General features: G+C 73.1%; 12 protein-coding genes. 6 read left to right on the plus strand and 6 right to left on the minus strand.

Going from position 1 to position 14,168, the window contains the following annotated elements; genetic code table 11:
• Positions 1 to 35: 35 nt before the first annotated feature.
• The 3 genes from ACFFIC_RS12995 (at position 36) to ACFFIC_RS13005 (ending at position 5,199) form a co-directional block, all read left to right on the plus strand.
• Complete coding sequence (locus ACFFIC_RS12995) at positions 36 to 1,958, plus strand: polysaccharide biosynthesis protein (protein WP_377050924.1); 1,923 nt, start codon at positions 36 to 38, stop codon at positions 1,956 to 1,958.
• Between the two features lie 153 nt (positions 1,959 to 2,111).
• On the plus strand, positions 2,112 to 3,467 hold the full coding sequence (locus ACFFIC_RS13000) for a nucleotide sugar dehydrogenase (protein WP_377050926.1): 1,356 nt from the start codon (positions 2,112 to 2,114) through the stop codon (positions 3,465 to 3,467).
• A gap of 157 nt (positions 3,468 to 3,624) precedes the next feature.
• Positions 3,625 to 5,199, plus strand: coding sequence for a hypothetical protein (locus ACFFIC_RS13005; RefSeq protein ID WP_377050928.1), 1,575 nt, complete (start codon positions 3,625 to 3,627; stop codon positions 5,197 to 5,199).
• Between the two features lie 4 nt (positions 5,200 to 5,203).
• On the opposite strand, the gene holA is transcribed toward ACFFIC_RS13005, so the two are convergent.
• The 3 genes from holA to leuS are packed head-to-tail and all read right to left on the minus strand — an operon-like array spanning position 5,204 to position 9,390.
• Positions 5,204 to 6,211, minus strand: coding sequence for a DNA polymerase III subunit delta (gene holA / locus ACFFIC_RS13010; protein WP_377050930.1), 1,008 nt, complete (start codon positions 6,209 to 6,211; stop codon positions 5,204 to 5,206).
• Positions 6,212 to 6,224: 13 nt separating this feature from the next.
• On the minus strand, positions 6,225 to 6,782 hold the full coding sequence (gene lptE, locus ACFFIC_RS13015) for an LPS assembly lipoprotein LptE (RefSeq protein WP_377050932.1): 558 nt from the start codon (positions 6,780 to 6,782) through the stop codon (positions 6,225 to 6,227).
• Positions 6,775 to 9,390, minus strand: coding sequence for a leucine--tRNA ligase (gene leuS / locus ACFFIC_RS13020; protein ID WP_377050934.1), 2,616 nt, complete (start codon positions 9,388 to 9,390; stop codon positions 6,775 to 6,777). The genes lptE and leuS overlap by 8 nt, the downstream gene beginning before the upstream one ends.
• 130 nt (positions 9,391 to 9,520) lie before the next feature.
• Here leuS and ACFFIC_RS13025 point away from each other — a divergent pair, with 130 nt between their 5' ends.
• Positions 9,521 to 9,895, plus strand: coding sequence for a PRC-barrel domain-containing protein (locus ACFFIC_RS13025; RefSeq protein WP_377050936.1), 375 nt, complete (start codon positions 9,521 to 9,523; stop codon positions 9,893 to 9,895).
• Positions 9,896 to 9,968: 73 nt separating this feature from the next.
• On the opposite strand, the gene ACFFIC_RS13030 is transcribed toward ACFFIC_RS13025, so the two are convergent.
• The 3 genes from ACFFIC_RS13030 to ACFFIC_RS13040 form a co-directional block, all read right to left on the minus strand.
• Positions 9,969 to 10,508, minus strand: a complete 540-nt coding sequence (locus ACFFIC_RS13030; RefSeq protein WP_377050938.1) for a DUF3576 domain-containing protein — start codon at positions 10,506 to 10,508, stop codon at positions 9,969 to 9,971.
• Positions 10,509 to 10,656: 148 nt separating this feature from the next.
• Complete coding sequence (locus ACFFIC_RS13035; protein WP_377050940.1) at positions 10,657 to 11,991, minus strand: porin; 1,335 nt, start codon at positions 11,989 to 11,991, stop codon at positions 10,657 to 10,659.
• Positions 11,992 to 12,204: 213 nt separating this feature from the next.
• A complete protein-coding gene (locus ACFFIC_RS13040) occupies positions 12,205 to 12,741 on the minus strand; it encodes a thiamine phosphate synthase (RefSeq protein WP_377050942.1) in 537 nt (178 codons plus the stop codon).
• A 76-nt stretch (positions 12,742 to 12,817) separates the two neighbouring features.
• On the opposite strand from ACFFIC_RS13040, the gene ACFFIC_RS13045 reads away from it, so the two are divergent.
• On the plus strand, positions 12,818 to 13,546 hold the full coding sequence (locus ACFFIC_RS13045) for a YggS family pyridoxal phosphate-dependent enzyme (RefSeq protein WP_377050944.1): 729 nt from the start codon (positions 12,818 to 12,820) through the stop codon (positions 13,544 to 13,546).
• Positions 13,543 to 14,157 (plus strand): SAM-dependent methyltransferase, encoded by a 615-nt coding sequence (locus ACFFIC_RS13050; RefSeq protein WP_377050946.1) that lies wholly within the window; start codon positions 13,543 to 13,545, stop codon positions 14,155 to 14,157. Before ACFFIC_RS13045 ends, ACFFIC_RS13050 begins: the two co-directional genes overlap by 4 nt.
• Positions 14,158 to 14,168: the final 11 nt, after the last annotated feature.

The raw sequence follows: 14,168 nt of genomic DNA on the forward strand, positions 1-14,168 counted from the left end.
TCCGGCCTCGGGCGGCCGGACCTTAGGTTGATTCCATGGCGCCCCAGCGCATCCTGCTGAACCTTTCCCTCGACCTCGCCCTGGCGGCGCTGGCCTTGCCGGCCGCGCTGGTGCTGGCCGCGCCAGGGGCCTTTCCCTCCCCGGGCTGGTGGTGGGCGGGCATGGCCTGGGCGCTGCTGGTCTTTGCCGCGGTGGCGCTGCCGCTGCGCCTGCCCCGCCAGTACTGGCGCTACGCGGCGCTGCCGGACCTCTTGCCGGTGATCGCGGCCTCCCTGGGGGCGGCGCTGCTGTTCTGGGGCGGGCTGCTGCTGTTCGGGGCCTGGCGGCCGCCGAACCCGGCCTTTCCCGTGGTCCATGCCGGTGTGATGGCGGCGCTGCTGGGCGGGGCGCGGCTGGTGGGGCGCATCCGCTCGGCGCACCGGGTGGGGCCGCAATCGGACGTGCCGGCGCAGCCGGTGCTGCTGGCCGGTGGCGGCGACGCGGCGGACCTGTTCATCCGCGCGCTGATCGCGCAGCGGGCGCCGGGCTACCGGGTGGAGGGCATCCTGGCGCCGCGGGCCCGCCAGCGCGGGCGGCGCATCCTGGGCGTGCCGATCCTCGGCGCGGTGGAGGAGGCCGGGGCGGTGCTGGACACGCTCAGGGCCGAGGGACGGCTGCCGGCGCTGGTGGTGCTGGCCGAACCCTCCCTGTCGGGCCCGCTGCTGGAGTCGCTGCTGGATGCGGCCGAGCGGCACGGGGTTTCCGTGCGCCGGGCGCCGCGGGTGACGGCGCTGGACCCGGCCACGGCCCGCGCGCAGGCGCCGCGGCGGATGGACCTGCGCCCGGTTTCCATCGAGGAGCTGCTGGACCGGCCGCAGGTGCCGCTGGACCGGGAGGGCATGGCGCGGCTGATCCAGGGGCGGCGGGTGCTGGTGACGGGGGCGGGCGGCACGATCGGCAGCGAGCTGTCGCGCCAGATCGCGGCGCTGGGCCCCTCCACGCTGACGCTGCTCGATCACGGGGAGTTCGCACTCTACGAGATCGATCTCGAGCTGTCGGAGAACCATCCGGCGGTTCTGCGCCGGGCCGTTCTGGCGGACATCCGGGACGAGCCGCGGCTGCGGCGGCTGATGGAGGAGATCCGGCCGGAGCTGGTGTTTCACGCGGCGGCGCTGAAGCACGTGCCCATGGTGGAGAACGACCCCATGGAGGGCGTGCTCACCAACGTGCTGGGGACGCGGCTGATCGCGGATGCGGCGCGGGCCAACGGGTGCCGGGCGATGGTGTTCATCTCCACGGACAAGGCGGTGAACCCGACCAGCGTGATGGGCGCCTCCAAGCGGCTGGCGGAGATGTACTGCCAGGCCCTCGATGTCGCGGCGCGGCAGGCGGGGGGGATGCGCTGCGTCACCGTGCGCTTCGGCAACGTGCTGGGCTCCACCGGCTCCGTGGTGCCGCTGTTCCGGCGCCAGCTGGAGCGGGGCGGACCGCTGACGGTGACGCACCCGGACATGCGCCGTTATTTCATGACGGTGCGGGAAGCCGTGGGGCTGGTGCTGCAGGCCAGCGTGATCGGCGCGGAGGACCGCGCCGACCAGCCGCCGGAGCTGCGCGAGGGCGGGATCTTCGTGCTCGACATGGGCAAGCCCGTGAAGATCGTGGACCTCGCACGGCGCATGATCCGGCTGGCGGGGCTCCGCCCGGACGAGGACGTGGAGATCCGCTTCACCGGGCTGCGCCCCGGCGAGAAGCTGTTCGAGGAGATGTTCCACGGGCAGGAGCCGCCGCGGCCGACGGGCTTTCCGGGGCTGCTGGTCGCGACCCCGCGCACCGCGGATGCGGCGCTGGTCGGGCGGGCGATCGACGAGGTGGCGGGGGCCGCGCGCGGCGGGCAGGCGCGGCTGGCCCTGGCGGGGCTGGCGCGCATGGTTCCGGAGTTCGACCACGCGCCCAACGCGCCGGCGGCCGGGAGAGCCTGATCCTCTTGCGGCGGGGAAGCGGCGGTGTTTCAATGCGATTACGCAACGGAGCGCATTGCCGTGAGCTTTCTTTCCGCCGTTCCCGCGTGGCGCCGGCGCGGCGCCGGGCGGGTGGGTCCGCGCCGGTGCGGCACGTTGCCGGACTAGCCGCCGATGGACGGGGTTGTCGGCCTTTCGACGGCGCAGGGATCCCGGGAGCGGCTGCTGGCGCGGCTGGAGGCGCGGCAGGCGCGGATCGGCGTGATCGGACTGGGCTATGCCGGGCTGCCGCTGGCGCTGCGCTTCGCCGAACTGGGTTTTCCCGTGCTGGGCTTCGATACCGACGGGGCCAAGGTGGCGGCGGTGGAGGCGGGGCGAAGCCCGGTGCACGGGATCGACGGTGCCCGCGTGGCCCGGATGCGGACCGGGGGCGGGCTGCGGGCGCAGGTGGGGGCCGCGGGGGCGGCCGGCTGCGACGCGCTGGTGATCTGCGTGCCCACGCCGATCGGGCCGCACAAGGAGCCTGACCTTTCCGCCGTGCGCGCCACGCTGGCGGCGCTGGAGCCCTTCCTGCGGCCGGGGCAGGCGATCTCGCTGGAAAGCACGACCTATCCCGGCACCACGGAGGAGCTGGTGCTGCCGGTGCTGGCGCGGGCGGGCCTGCGGGTGGGGGAGGATGCCTTCGCGATCTATTCGCCCGAGCGCGAGGACCCCGGCAACCCCGAGGGCACGGTGGCGCGCGTGCCCAAGCTGGTGGCGGGGGCGACGGCGGCCTGCCTGGCGGTGGGGCGCGCCCTTTACGAACCGGTGGCGGGGAGCCTGGTGCCGGTTTCCTCCCTGGCGGTGGCGGAGCTGGCCAAGTGCTACGAGAACGTGTTCCGGGCCGTGAACATCGGGCTGGTGAACGAGCTGAAGCGGATCGCGCATGCCATGGACCTCGATGTTCATGAGGTCATCGACGCGGCGGCGACCAAGCCCTTCGGCTTCATGCCCTTCCGCCCCGGGCCGGGGCTGGGCGGGCACTGCATTCCCGTTGATCCCTATTACCTCGCCTGGAAGGCGCGGGAGCTGGGGGTGCCGAGCGACTTCGTGGAGCTGGCCGGGCGGGTGAACGACGCCATGCCCGCCTATGCGGTGGAGCGGCTGCGGGACGCGTTGGACGCGCGGGGCCTTCCGCTGCGCGGCGCCCGCGTGCTTCTGCTGGGTCTGGCCTACAAGCCGGGGGTGCCGGACACGCGGGAAAGCCCGGCGGTGGAGATCTTCCGCCTGCTGGAGGCGCGCGGGGCGATGGTGAGCTACCACGACCCGCTGGTGCCGCGCTTTCCCCCGACGCGGCGGCTGCGGGGAGCCTCGCCCGCGCTGGAGAGCGTCGCCCTGGACGAGGCCCGCATCGCCTCGCAGGACGCGGTGATGGTGGTGACGCCGCAGCCGGGAATGGACCTGGCGCTGGTGCGGCGGGCGGCGGCGCTGGTGGTGGACACGCGGGGGGTGATGCGGGGCGATGGGCCGGGGGTGGTGGTGACGGCCTGAGGGGTTGCCGGGCTTGCTGGGCTTGCTTGCTGATCTTGCTTGCTGGGCTTGCCTTACGGGTGCGCACCGCCGATACGCGGCCCGTGAAATCGTGCTCCGATGATGTTTCTTCCCTGATGCCGCCTGCCTCGGGCGCAGCCCGCGCATGGTGAGCGGGATGAGCCCGGCGGAGCGGCGCTTCGCCCTTGCCTTGCCGTTGGGCTTCGGCCTGCTCGCCGTGCTGCTGGGCAAGGACAACAACTGGGACCTGCTGCACTACCACTACTACAATCCGTATTCATGGCTTCACGGCCGGTCCGGCTTCGACGTGCTGGCCGCCGACTACCACGTCTTCTTCAATCCGCTTCTCGACCTGCCCTTCTATCTCGGCAGCCAGGTTCTGCCGGCGGCGGCGCTGACCTTTCTGCTGGGCGCGGTGCACGGCGTGAACGGGGTGCTGCTCTGGCGCATCGCGCGGCACGTGCTGCCAGGGGCCCGCCTGCTGCCGGCCGTGGTCATGCTGATCGGCATGCTCGGCGCCGGCTCGCTCTTCGTGATGGGCACGACCTATTACGACACGGTCGCGGCCCTGCCGATCTACGTGGCCATCTGGCTGATCGCGCGCGCGGGGCTCGTGGCCTTCGAGGGTCCCTTGCGGCGCAGCCTGCCCATCCTGCTGGCGGCGGGCGTGGCGGCGGGCGCCGGCGTCGGGCTGAAGCAGACCGGCGTGGTGCTGGCGGGCGGGATCGGGGTCGCGATCCTTCTGCTGCCGGGGCGGCGCATCCCGCATGCGGCGGCCTATGGGATGGGCATCCTGCTCGGGGTCGCGCTGACCGCGGGCTTCTGGCTGTGGCACCTCTGGCAGGTCACGGGCAATCCGCTGTTTCCCTATTTCAACGACCTGTTCCGCTCGCCGCTCGGGCCCGTGGGCAACAACCGCACGCACCACGCCATGCCGCGCAGCCTGTTCGAGGCGGTGTTCTGGCCCTTCGTCTTCACGCGCACGCCGTCCCGGATCGACAGTTCCGTGCGCGACGTGAAGCTGCTGCTGGCCTATCTCGTGGTGCCCGCCGGCATTCTCTTCGCGCTGCTCGGGCGGCAAAGGGTGCGCGACATGGAGGCGGGGAAGCGGCTCGGCCTTTTCCTGCTGGTGGCGGGGGCGGCGACCTACGCCATCTGGCTCCACCTGTTCTCCATCTACCGCTACCTGGTTCCGCTGGAGATGATGGTGCCGCTGCTGCTCGTGGCCGCGGCGGGCTTCCTGCCGCTGGCGCCGCGTGCCGGGCGCTGGGCGGCGGCCGGGCTGCTGGTGCTGGCGGTGCCGATGCAGCCGACCAATCCCGACCGCACCCCCTGGAACGGAAGGCAGTTGGACCGCTTCGTGGAGGTGGCGCCGCCGGCGGGCATGGACCTGTCCGGTGCCATGATCGTCGTGCCCGGCTATCACCGGGGCTGGGAGCCGAATGCCTTCGTGATCCCGTTCTTTCCGCCGGACGTGCCGTTCCTGCGGATCCTGGCCTTCGACAACCCGGCGGAGCGGCTGGCGACGGGTTTCGAGGCGATGGCGACGGAGCGGATCGCCGCGCATGCCGGGCCGTTCTTCGCGCTCGTGTTGCCGCATGCGGAAGGTCATGTGGCGGCGAGCCTCGCGCGGCACGGCCTTCTGGCGGATTTCGCCGGGTGCAGGCCGCTGGTCGCCAATATCGGGAAGCCGCTGGAGCTCTGCCCCGTGCGGCGTGGCGCTCCCGGCTGAGGCGCTAGCCGCGCCGGGCCAGGGTGGCCGACTGGCGGGCGACCGTCAGCAGCGCGGTGCGGGCGAGCGCCGCATCGGGCATGGGGCGGCCGGTGCCGCCGGACTTGGAAAGGCGCTCGGCCTCCAGAAGGCTGGCGAGCACGGTTTCCAGGGCCTCCGGCCGCCAGTGGCGCAGCGCCTTCTCGAAGCCCGGGCGGCTGCGGAAGAAGACGGGCGGCTGGAGGGCCTGCATGCCGGCGACGGAGGCCAGGTGCAGGCGCTGGACGTGGCGCAGCAGGGCGCGGATCACCTGCACGGGGTTGGCGCCCTCGCTCATGGCGGATTCGAGGGCGCGGTCGGCGGTGGCGACGTCGCCGGCGGTGGCGGCGACCAGGGCCTCGTCGAGTTCGAGGGCGGAACCGTCGCCGATGCAGGCGAGCACGTCCTCCTCGGCGAGGCGGCCGCCGCGGCCGGCGTACAGGGCGAGCTTCTCCAGTTCGCGGCGCAGCGTCTGGCGGTCGTCGCCCAGGCGCCCGGCAAGCCAGGCCGCGGCGGCGGGCTCCGCGGTGACGCCGGATTCGCGCAGAATGGCGGCGATGGTGGCGGCGAGTTCGGCGCCGCGCTCGCGGTAGCAGGCGATGGCGGCGGCGCGGGCGTGGGATTCCGCGAGGGCGCGGAGCTTGGAACGGGCGGGAAGCTCGCCGGCCTCGATGATGAGGAGGGTGTCGCCGGGGCTGTCCAGCACCTCGCGCAGGGGCGCGGCCAGGGCGTCGGTGGCGTCGCGCACCCGGATCACGCGGCGGCCGCCGGTGAGCGACAGGGCGGCGGCCTCGCCGGACAGGGCACCGGGGCGGGCGGCGAGGTCGCGCGCGAGGTCGGCGACGCGGAAGGGGTCGTTGCCGGGGGCGATGCCTTCCTGCAGGGCATCCGCGCGCTCGCGGGCGAGGCCGGCATCCTCGCCGTAGAGGAGGGCGGCGCGGGTGGCGCCGGGGTCCTTCAGGAAGGCTGGGAGGCGGCGCGCGTCCAGCTTCATGGGCGGGGGCGGCTCAGGCGGCCGGGATGTCGCGGAAGGCGAGGGCCAGGCGGATCGTGATGTCCTCGGCGATCTGGTCCACCAGACGGCGCTCGGCGGCCTCGCTGCTGACGACCGAGGAGAAGAACTCGTTGTCCACGACGTTGAAGGAGTCGAAGGCGCGGGCGGTGCCGGTGGCGATCTGCTGCGGCGGCACGGCCAGGGTGGCCAGAGTCCAGGGAACGGACATGGCGATGCGGATGCGCGACGGCGATCCGTCCCGCCGGTAGCCCTGGGCCTCGTAGGAGGGGAGGATGGAGGTGGTGAGGAGGTAGCGGGCGGCAGGGCCCGAGCGGTCGCGCGCGGCGAGGCGGCGCTCCAGCGACTGGTGGAGAAGCTGGCCGGGGCGGCTGTAGGTGGGGCCGATGCGGATGGCCGCGAGCTGGGACCCGACGGCCGCGCTCCCCTCCCCCTCCACGGGCGGGCCGTTGAGGGGGTGGAAGCCGCAGCCCGCGAGCACCGCGGGGGCGCCGAGCGCGGCCAGCAGGCCGCGCCGGCGGAGAACCGGGCCGGCGGGTGGCTGATCAGACAACGAAGTTGACGATTCGGCCTGGGACATGGATCCGCTTCCGGATGGGCTTGCCGGCGATGGCACGCTGCACGTTCTCCTCGGCCTCGGCGGCCGCGAGAACCGCATCCTCGGGCGTGCCGACGGGAAGGGAAAGGGTGGCGCGCAGCTTGCCCAGCACCTGCACCGCGATCGTCATGCTCTCGGCGGCGATCAGGGCGGGGTCGGCCTCGGGCCAGGGCATCTGCGCCACCAGCTCCGCCTTGCCGGGGTGGAGGATGGACCAGAGCTCCTCGGCGAGGTGAGGCATCATCGGCGCCACCAGGCGGGCCATGGTGGAGACGGCCTCGCGCCGGGCCTCGAGGGGGGCGGGGCTGGACTCGATGCTGTTGGCGAATTCGTGCAGGCGGGCGACCGCGACGTTGAAGGCGAAGCTTTCCAGCGCGGCCGTGACGGCGGCGACCGTGCGGTGGGTGGCCTGCATCAGCGGGCGGGGCTCGCCGTCACCGCCCCTCTGGTCGAGGTTGGCGGCGAGGCGCCAGAGGCGCTGGACGAAGCGGTGGGCGCCGGCGACGCCGGATTCCGACCATTCCATGTCCCGCTCGGGCGGGTTGTCGGCCAGGATAAACCAGCGGGCGGTGTCGGCGCCGTAGCGGGAGATGATGGCGCCGGGGTCCACCGTGTTGCGCTTGGACTTCGACATCTTGTCGTTGCGCGAGACGGTGAGCGGGATGCCCGTGCCCTTTTCCACCGCGCTGCCGTCGGCGGCGACCTCCACCTCGTCCGGGGCGAGCCAGCGGTTGTCGGGCGCCTTGTAGGAGGCGTGCTGGACCATGCCCTGGGTGAAGAGGCCGGCGAAGGGCTCGGGCGTGCGCAGTTGGCCCATGGTGGCCAGCGCCCGGGTGAAGAAGCGGGCGTAGAGAAGGTGCAGGATCGCGTGCTCGATGCCGCCGATATACTGGTCCACCGGCAGCCAGGCGTCGGTCGCCGCCGGCGTGATCGGCGCCTCCGCGCGGGGCGCGCAGAAGCGGGCGAAGTACCAGGAGCTGTCCACGAAGGTGTCGCAGGTGTCGGTCTCGCGGCGCGCGGGGGCGCCGCAGGACGGGCAGGCGACGTGCTTCCAGGTGGGGTGGTGGTCCAGCGGGTTGCCGGGCACCGAGAAGTCCACGTCGTCGGGCAGGCGCACCGGAAGCTGGTCGCGCGGCACGGGGACGGTGCCGCAGGCCTCGCAGTGGATGACGGGGATGGGGCAACCCCAGTAGCGCTGGCGGGAAACGCCCCAGTCGCGCAGGCGCCAGTTCACCACGCCCTGGCCCAGCCCCTTGGCTTCCAGGGCGTCAATGGCGGCGCGCTTGCCGGCGTCGCTGCCGAGGCCGTCCAGGAAGCGGGAGTTGTAGAGGGTGCCGTCGCCGGTCCAGGCGGTGCGGTCGATGGTGAAGGCCGCGGGGTCCTCGCCCGGGGGAAGGACCACGGGCGGGACGGGCAGGCCGTACTTGCGGGCGAAGTCGAGGTCGCGCTGGTCGTGCGCGGGGCAGCCGAAGAGGGCGCCGGTGCCGTATTCCATGAGAACGAAGTTGGCGATCCAGACCGGGAAGGTCGCGCCCTCGATGAAGGGGTGGGCGACGCGGAAGCCGGTGTCGAAGCCGCGCTTCTCGGCCTGCTCGATGGCGGCCTCGCTGGTGCCCTGGCTTCGGCATTCCGCGATGAAGGCGGCGGCGCCGGGGCTGCGCGCGGCGGCCGCGGCGGCCAGCGGGTGCTCGGCGGCGACCGCGAGGAAGGACATGCCGTAGAGGGTGTCGGGGCGGGTGGTGAAGACCTCCACCTCCGCGGTGCCGTCAACGGGTTCGGCGAGCGGGAAGCGGACGCGGGCGCCCTCGCTGCGGCCGATCCAGTTGGCCTGCATGGTGCGCACGCGCTCGGGCCAGCGGTCCAGGGTGTCCAGCGCGGCCAGCAGGTCGGGGGCGAACTTCGTGATGGCGAGGAACCACTGGGAAAGCTCGCGCTTCTCCACGGGAGCGCCGGAGCGCCAGCCGCGGCCGTCGATGACCTGCTCGTTCGCGAGCACGGTGCCATCGACGGGATCCCAGTTCACCCAGGACTTGCGGCGCTCCACCAGGCCGGCCTGGAGGAAGTCCAGGAAGAGGGCCTGCTGCTTGCCGTAGTATTCGGGGTCGCAGGTGGCGAACTCGCGGGCCCAGTCGAGCGAGAGGCCCATGCTCTTCAGCTCGGCGCGCATGGCGGCGATGTTGCCGTAGGTCCAGGCGGCCGGGTGGGTGCCGCGCTCCCGCGCCGCGTTCTCGGCGGGCAGGCCGAAGGCGTCCCAGCCCATGGGGTGCATCACCTCATGGCCCCTGGCGCGCTTGTAGCGGGCCACCACGTCGCCGAGCGTGTAGTTCCGCACATGGCCCATGTGGATCTTGCCGGAGGGGTAGGGGAACATCTCCAGCACGTAGTATTTGGGCTTCGTGCCGTCGGGCACGTCGGGGGCGGCGAAGCAGGCGCCCTTGTCCCAGGCCTGCTGCCAGCGGGGCTCGGCGGCGGCGAAGTCATAGCGCTCCACAGGGCGCTCCACCGGGCGATCCAGGGCGCGATCGAGGGAATGGGCGGGGCTGTCGGGCGGACCGTCGGTCATCGGGGCCAATATGGGCCTTCGTCGTGGGTGTGCCCTGATATTCCGCCGGAGCCATGCTGGAAAGAGGGTGTCCGGGAAACCCTGTGGAGAGGGCAGGGTTCTAGGCCCCGTCGCAAGGGAGAATCATGACATGAAGTTAATCCGTCTTGCCGCCGTTCTCGCCGCCCTCGCTGCCATGCCGGCGCTCGCACAGGCGCCGGCGCCCGGTGCCCTCGGAGCAGCGGCCACGGCGATCCCCGCCGGGCACCTCCGGGCGGAGCAGCTCATCGACCGCGATGTCTACAGCACCGACAACGTCGAGATCGGCGAGGTGCAGGACCTGATCATCGATCCCGCGCAGGGCCAGGTCAGCATGGTGGTGATCGAGGTGGAAAGCCGCCTGGGGCTGACGCAGAAATACGTCTCGGTGCCGATGGCGCGGCTTCGTGCCGTTCCCGGGGAGCGCCGCGTGACCATCGACATGGCCTCGGCCGAGATCCGCTCCCTGCCGGCGGTTCAGTACTGAGGGCGTCTCCGGTGCCAGGGGCTTTGGCGCGGGCCGGGGTGTCCCCGGCCCGCCCGGGGCGGGGGCGCCGGGATCAGAGGCCGGCGGACTGGCTCCGAAGCTCGCGGGCGCGGGTGAGGACCTTGTCCTCCAGCTCGGTGCTGGTGGCGTTGGCGACGGGAACATCCAGCCAGACGCCGTTGCGCAGTTCCTGGCGGAAGACCGAGACGCGCACGCCGTCCGAGCGGAGTTGGCGGCCGAGGATATAGGCGGTGGCGCGGAAGCGCTCCCCCTGGGCGGCGGGGGGCGAATACCAGTCGGTGATGATGACGCCACCGAAGGGGTCGGCGGAGGCGAGCGGCATGAAGGACAGGGTGTCCAGGCTGGCGCGCCAGAGATAGGCGTTCACGCCCAGCGTGCCGGTGTCGCCCGGGCCGCCGGCGCCACCGCCCTCGCGGTTGCGGCTGCGGTCGGTGCCGAGGATCAGCAGGCCGTCCTGGTTGCCGGAGATGCGGCCGGCGACCTGGGCGCGGCGGCTGCCGTCGTAATACTCGTCGTTCTGCACCTGCCGGGTCTGTCCGCAGGCGGCCACGAGGACGGGAAGGGCGAGGACGGCAAGGCGGAGGGGGCGCATGGGGGCGGAGGTAAAGCCGGGCCGGGGCGGGGCGCAAGGGAGAAAACGTTGCCAGCCGCCCTCAAAGGTGAAGGCGGCGGGTCAAAGAAAACGGGGCGGCGGGTTTCCCCACCGCCCCGTTCCCGTATCGCTGAAGCGCTTTCGCGGATCAGAAGGCGACGCGGAAGCCCGCGAGCACGGTCCCGACGTTGGAGCCCTGCTGGATGCCGGTGCCGTTCGCGATGGTGGTGGCGCTGACCACATTGCCCGTCACGAAGTCGAAGTTACGCTCCTTGCGCTGGGTCTGGATGTACTCGGCGAAGAAGTCCAGGCCCGGCGCGATGCGGTAGTTGCCGCCAACGGCGAAGCCGGTCTCGGTGCGGCCGCCCGTGGTGATGCCCTGGTTGCCCGCCGAGATGGAGCGGGCGAAGTGGCCGCCGACCGTGATGGCGTCGATGGTGTAGGTGGCGCCGACCAGGAAGGAGTCGAGGTTGCGGTCGTCCACCGGGGCGCCCGTGCGGCTCTCGAGCTTGGTGTTGAAGCCGGCGTTGGCGCTGCCGCCGGTGTACCAGCCGCCGACCGAGAAGCCGTAGGCGGTGCCGACGATGCCGGCCCAGTACATGTCGAGGCGCTGGGGCGAGATGCCCGTCGTGTTCTTGATGGAGTCCGCGCCCATGTAGCCGACGGTGGTCGACAGGCCGACGGGGCCGAAGGACCCGCGCCAGCGGAGGGCGGCCTGCACTTCGTTGCGGCGGCGGGTGTTCACGCCGGACAGCGCGGAGGTGCGGTCGCAGAGCGTGGCGTTGGCGAGGCTGTCGCAGCCCGAGTTCGAGCCGTCGTTGCTGTTGAAGGCGAAGGAGGCGCCGGCGTCGAAGCCGAGGAACTGCGGCGACAGGTAGATCAGCTTGGTGTTGTCGCCCGGGTCGTTCACGGTGTTGAACGCGGCGCGCTGGTTGCCGCCGATCACCTGCTGGTACTGGTCGCCCGAGTCGAGGCCGCCGACGCCGAAGCCGGTGATGTGGCCGGACTGGAGCTGGCCGAGGGCGCCGTCTTCGTCACCGAAGCGGATCTGGCCCCAGTTGCCGGCGAGGTAAGCCCAGGCCTCGTCATAAGCGAGGGTGTTCTTGCCGCTGTTGGAGACGACGTTGGTGGCGGGGTTGCCGGCCTGGGGCTGACGGTAGGCGTCGTTCTCGATCTCCAGCGCGACGCCGTAGCGGAGGCCGTTCGCGGCCTTGCCGGAGGCGAGGATGTGGATCTCGATCTCGTTGGTGAAGTCCGAGCTGCCGAGACGCGTGGTCGCGTTGTTCTCGTTCGTCTGGCGCGTGTAGTTGTACATGGCGCGGTAGTAGCCGCCGACGCGCACCTCGAGGCCGCGCATCGAGGCGCCGGCGCTGCCGAGGCTGGACGCGAAGGCGTCGCCGCTCAGCGACTGGGCCATGGCGCCGCCCGGCGCGAACAGGGCAGCAGCGGCGACGGCCGTGCTGCCGAGAAGAAGCTTACGCATCCCAAATCCTCCTGACGTACCGGGGAGCAGCCCCGGCGCTTCACGCGACCCGCCCGCCCCCCTCGGCGGGTTTGCCGCGAGACGTGCATCCGCTGGATGCGCTCCCTTGGCCGAGCCCGGGGGGACTATGGTTCAGGGGCTTTGGAGGCGTCCATGGCGCAGTGGGGCCGAACGCGACATCCGCGAAACACTGTGGCCAGAGCGCCACATCCTTCAAAGCAGGCCACCAATGGCCGCCCAGCCGGAGGCGCCGCCGCGCGTGGGGGGATGGATGCGGGGCAGTCGGCGCTGGCTGCGTGGATCGAGGCCGCCGAGCGCCACCACCGGGCGTCCGGCGCGGCGGGCCAGGGCCGCCCAGCGAAGCGGGCCGAGGGCGGGGGCCCCGGGATGGCTTTCGGTGGGAAAGGCCGGGGAGAGGATCACGAGGTCCGCGCCCAGGCGCCGGGCGCGGGCCAGGCCGGCGCGTCCGTGGGCGGCGACCGAGAGGAGGGCACCCCCCGCGCGGCGGCGGGAAAGAAGAAAGGGAAGAAGGTGTTCGGCGGGGCGCCGGTCCGGCAGGTGCAGGCCGGCGCGGAGGGAGATCGCCGTGCGGCCCTGGCCGGCAACCAGCAGGCGGAGGCCGCCGGCGCGGGCCAGGGCGGCCAGGGGGCGCAACAGGCGCGGCGCGGAGTCGCGCAGGAGGACGGCGCTGCCGGGTGGCAGGCGGCGGGCGGCGGCGCGGGGGTCGGGCAGGCGGCGCGGGTCGCTCAAAAGCCAGAGCGGTGGGACGGCGCGGGCTCCCCGGCGGTTTCCGGTGGGGCGGTTCTGCCCTAGCCTTCCGCGCCGCATGACCGATCCCCTGCCCGCCGATTCCCCGACGGCCGATTCCCGCGCCGTCGATTCTCCTGGCATCGCCGCGAACCTCGCGCGGATCAAGGCGCGCATCGGCGAGGCCTGCGCGAAGGCGGGGCGCGACCCGGCCAGGGTGACCCTGGTGGCGGTTTCCAAGACCCATCCGGCGGCGGCGGTGGAGGCGGCGCTGGCCGCCGGGCAGGCGGTGTTCGGGGAGAACCGGGTGCAGGAGGCGGCGGGCAAGTTCCCGGGGCTGCGGGCGGCGCATCCGGCGATGCGGCTGCACATCATCGGCGGCCTGCAGACCAACAAGGCGCGGGATGCCGTGCGGGTGGCGGACGTGATCGAGAGCCTGGACCGCCCGCGGCTGGCGGAGGCGATCGCCGAGGCGATCCGGCGCGAGGGGCGGGCGCCCGCGCTGCTGGTGCAGGTGAACACGGGGGCGGAGCCGCAGAAATCCGGCGTGGCGCGGGACGAGGCCGCCGCCTTTCTGCGGGCCTGCCGGGAGGAGCACGGGCTTTCGGTGGCCGGGCTGATGTGCATCCCGCCCGAGGGCGAGGACCCGGTGCCGCATTTCCGCTGGCTGGCGGCCTTTGCCGCCGACGAGGGCCTGGGGGTGCTGTCCATGGGCATGAGCGGGGATTTCGAGGCGGCGATCGCCTGCGGGGCCACCCAGGTGCGGGTGGGGAGCGCGATCTTCGGGGCGAGGCCCTTTCCCGCATGAGCGACGCGGCGGCCTGGGATGCGCGCTACGGCGGGGGCGGCTTCACCTTCGGGGAGGCGCCGAACCGGCACCTGGAGGCGCAGGCCTGGCGGCTGCGGCCGGGAATCCTGCCGGGGATGCGGGCGCTGGCGATCGGGGATGGCGAGGGACGCAACGGCGTCTGGCTGGCGGAGCGCGGGCTGGCGGTGACGGCGGTGGACTGGTCGGTGGCGGGGCTGGCCAAGGCCTCCGCCCTCGCGGCCGCCCGCGGGGTGGCGCTGCGGACGGAGGCGGCGGACCTGACGCGCTGGGACTGGCCGGCGGAGGGGTTCGACCTCCTCGCCTGGATCTTCGTGCACCTGCCGCCGGCGGACCGGGCGGTGGTGGCGGCGGGCGCCGTGCGGGCGCTGGCGCCGGGCGGGCTGCTGGTGCTGGAGGCCTTCCGGGCCGGGCAGGAGGGCCGGCGCTCCGGCGGGCCGGCCGACCCTTCGCTGCTGTGGTCGGCGGCGCTGGTGCGGGAGCACTTCGCGGGGATGGAGGTGCTGGAATGCCTGGAGGGGACGGTGGTGCTGGACGAGGGGCCGCGCCACCAGGGGCCGGGCGAGGTGGTGCGGGCGGTGCTCCGGAAATAGCTTCCGCGGCG

This window comes from Muricoccus vinaceus, from assembly GCF_042433125.1.
GTDB lineage: Bacteria > Pseudomonadota > Alphaproteobacteria > Acetobacterales > Acetobacteraceae > Roseomonas > Roseomonas vinacea.

Excerpts from the sequence above, each read along its gene's own strand:
- ACFFIC_RS13035 (WP_377050940.1), bottom strand. The coding sequence starts at position 11,991 with ATGCGTAAGCTTCTTCTCGGCAGCACGGCCGTCGCCGCTGCTGCCCTG.
- ACFFIC_RS12995 (WP_377050924.1), top strand. The coding sequence starts at position 36 with ATGGCGCCCCAGCGCATCCTGCTGAACCTTTCCCTCGACCTCGCCCTG.
- leuS (WP_377050934.1), bottom strand. The coding sequence starts at position 9,390 with ATGACCGACGGTCCGCCCGACAGCCCCGCCCATTCCCTCGATCGCGCC.
- ACFFIC_RS13025 (WP_377050936.1), top strand. The coding sequence starts at position 9,521 with ATGAAGTTAATCCGTCTTGCCGCCGTTCTCGCCGCCCTCGCTGCCATG.
- ACFFIC_RS13030 (WP_377050938.1), bottom strand. The coding sequence starts at position 10,508 with ATGCGCCCCCTCCGCCTTGCCGTCCTCGCCCTTCCCGTCCTCGTGGCC.
- ACFFIC_RS13050 (WP_377050946.1), top strand. The coding sequence starts at position 13,543 with ATGAGCGACGCGGCGGCCTGGGATGCGCGCTACGGCGGGGGCGGCTTC.
- ACFFIC_RS13045 (WP_377050944.1), top strand. The coding sequence starts at position 12,818 with ATGACCGATCCCCTGCCCGCCGATTCCCCGACGGCCGATTCCCGCGCC.
- holA (WP_377050930.1), bottom strand. The coding sequence starts at position 6,211 with ATGAAGCTGGACGCGCGCCGCCTCCCAGCCTTCCTGAAGGACCCCGGC.
- ACFFIC_RS13000 (WP_377050926.1), top strand. The coding sequence starts at position 2,112 with ATGGACGGGGTTGTCGGCCTTTCGACGGCGCAGGGATCCCGGGAGCGG.
- ACFFIC_RS13005 (WP_377050928.1), top strand. The coding sequence starts at position 3,625 with ATGAGCCCGGCGGAGCGGCGCTTCGCCCTTGCCTTGCCGTTGGGCTTC.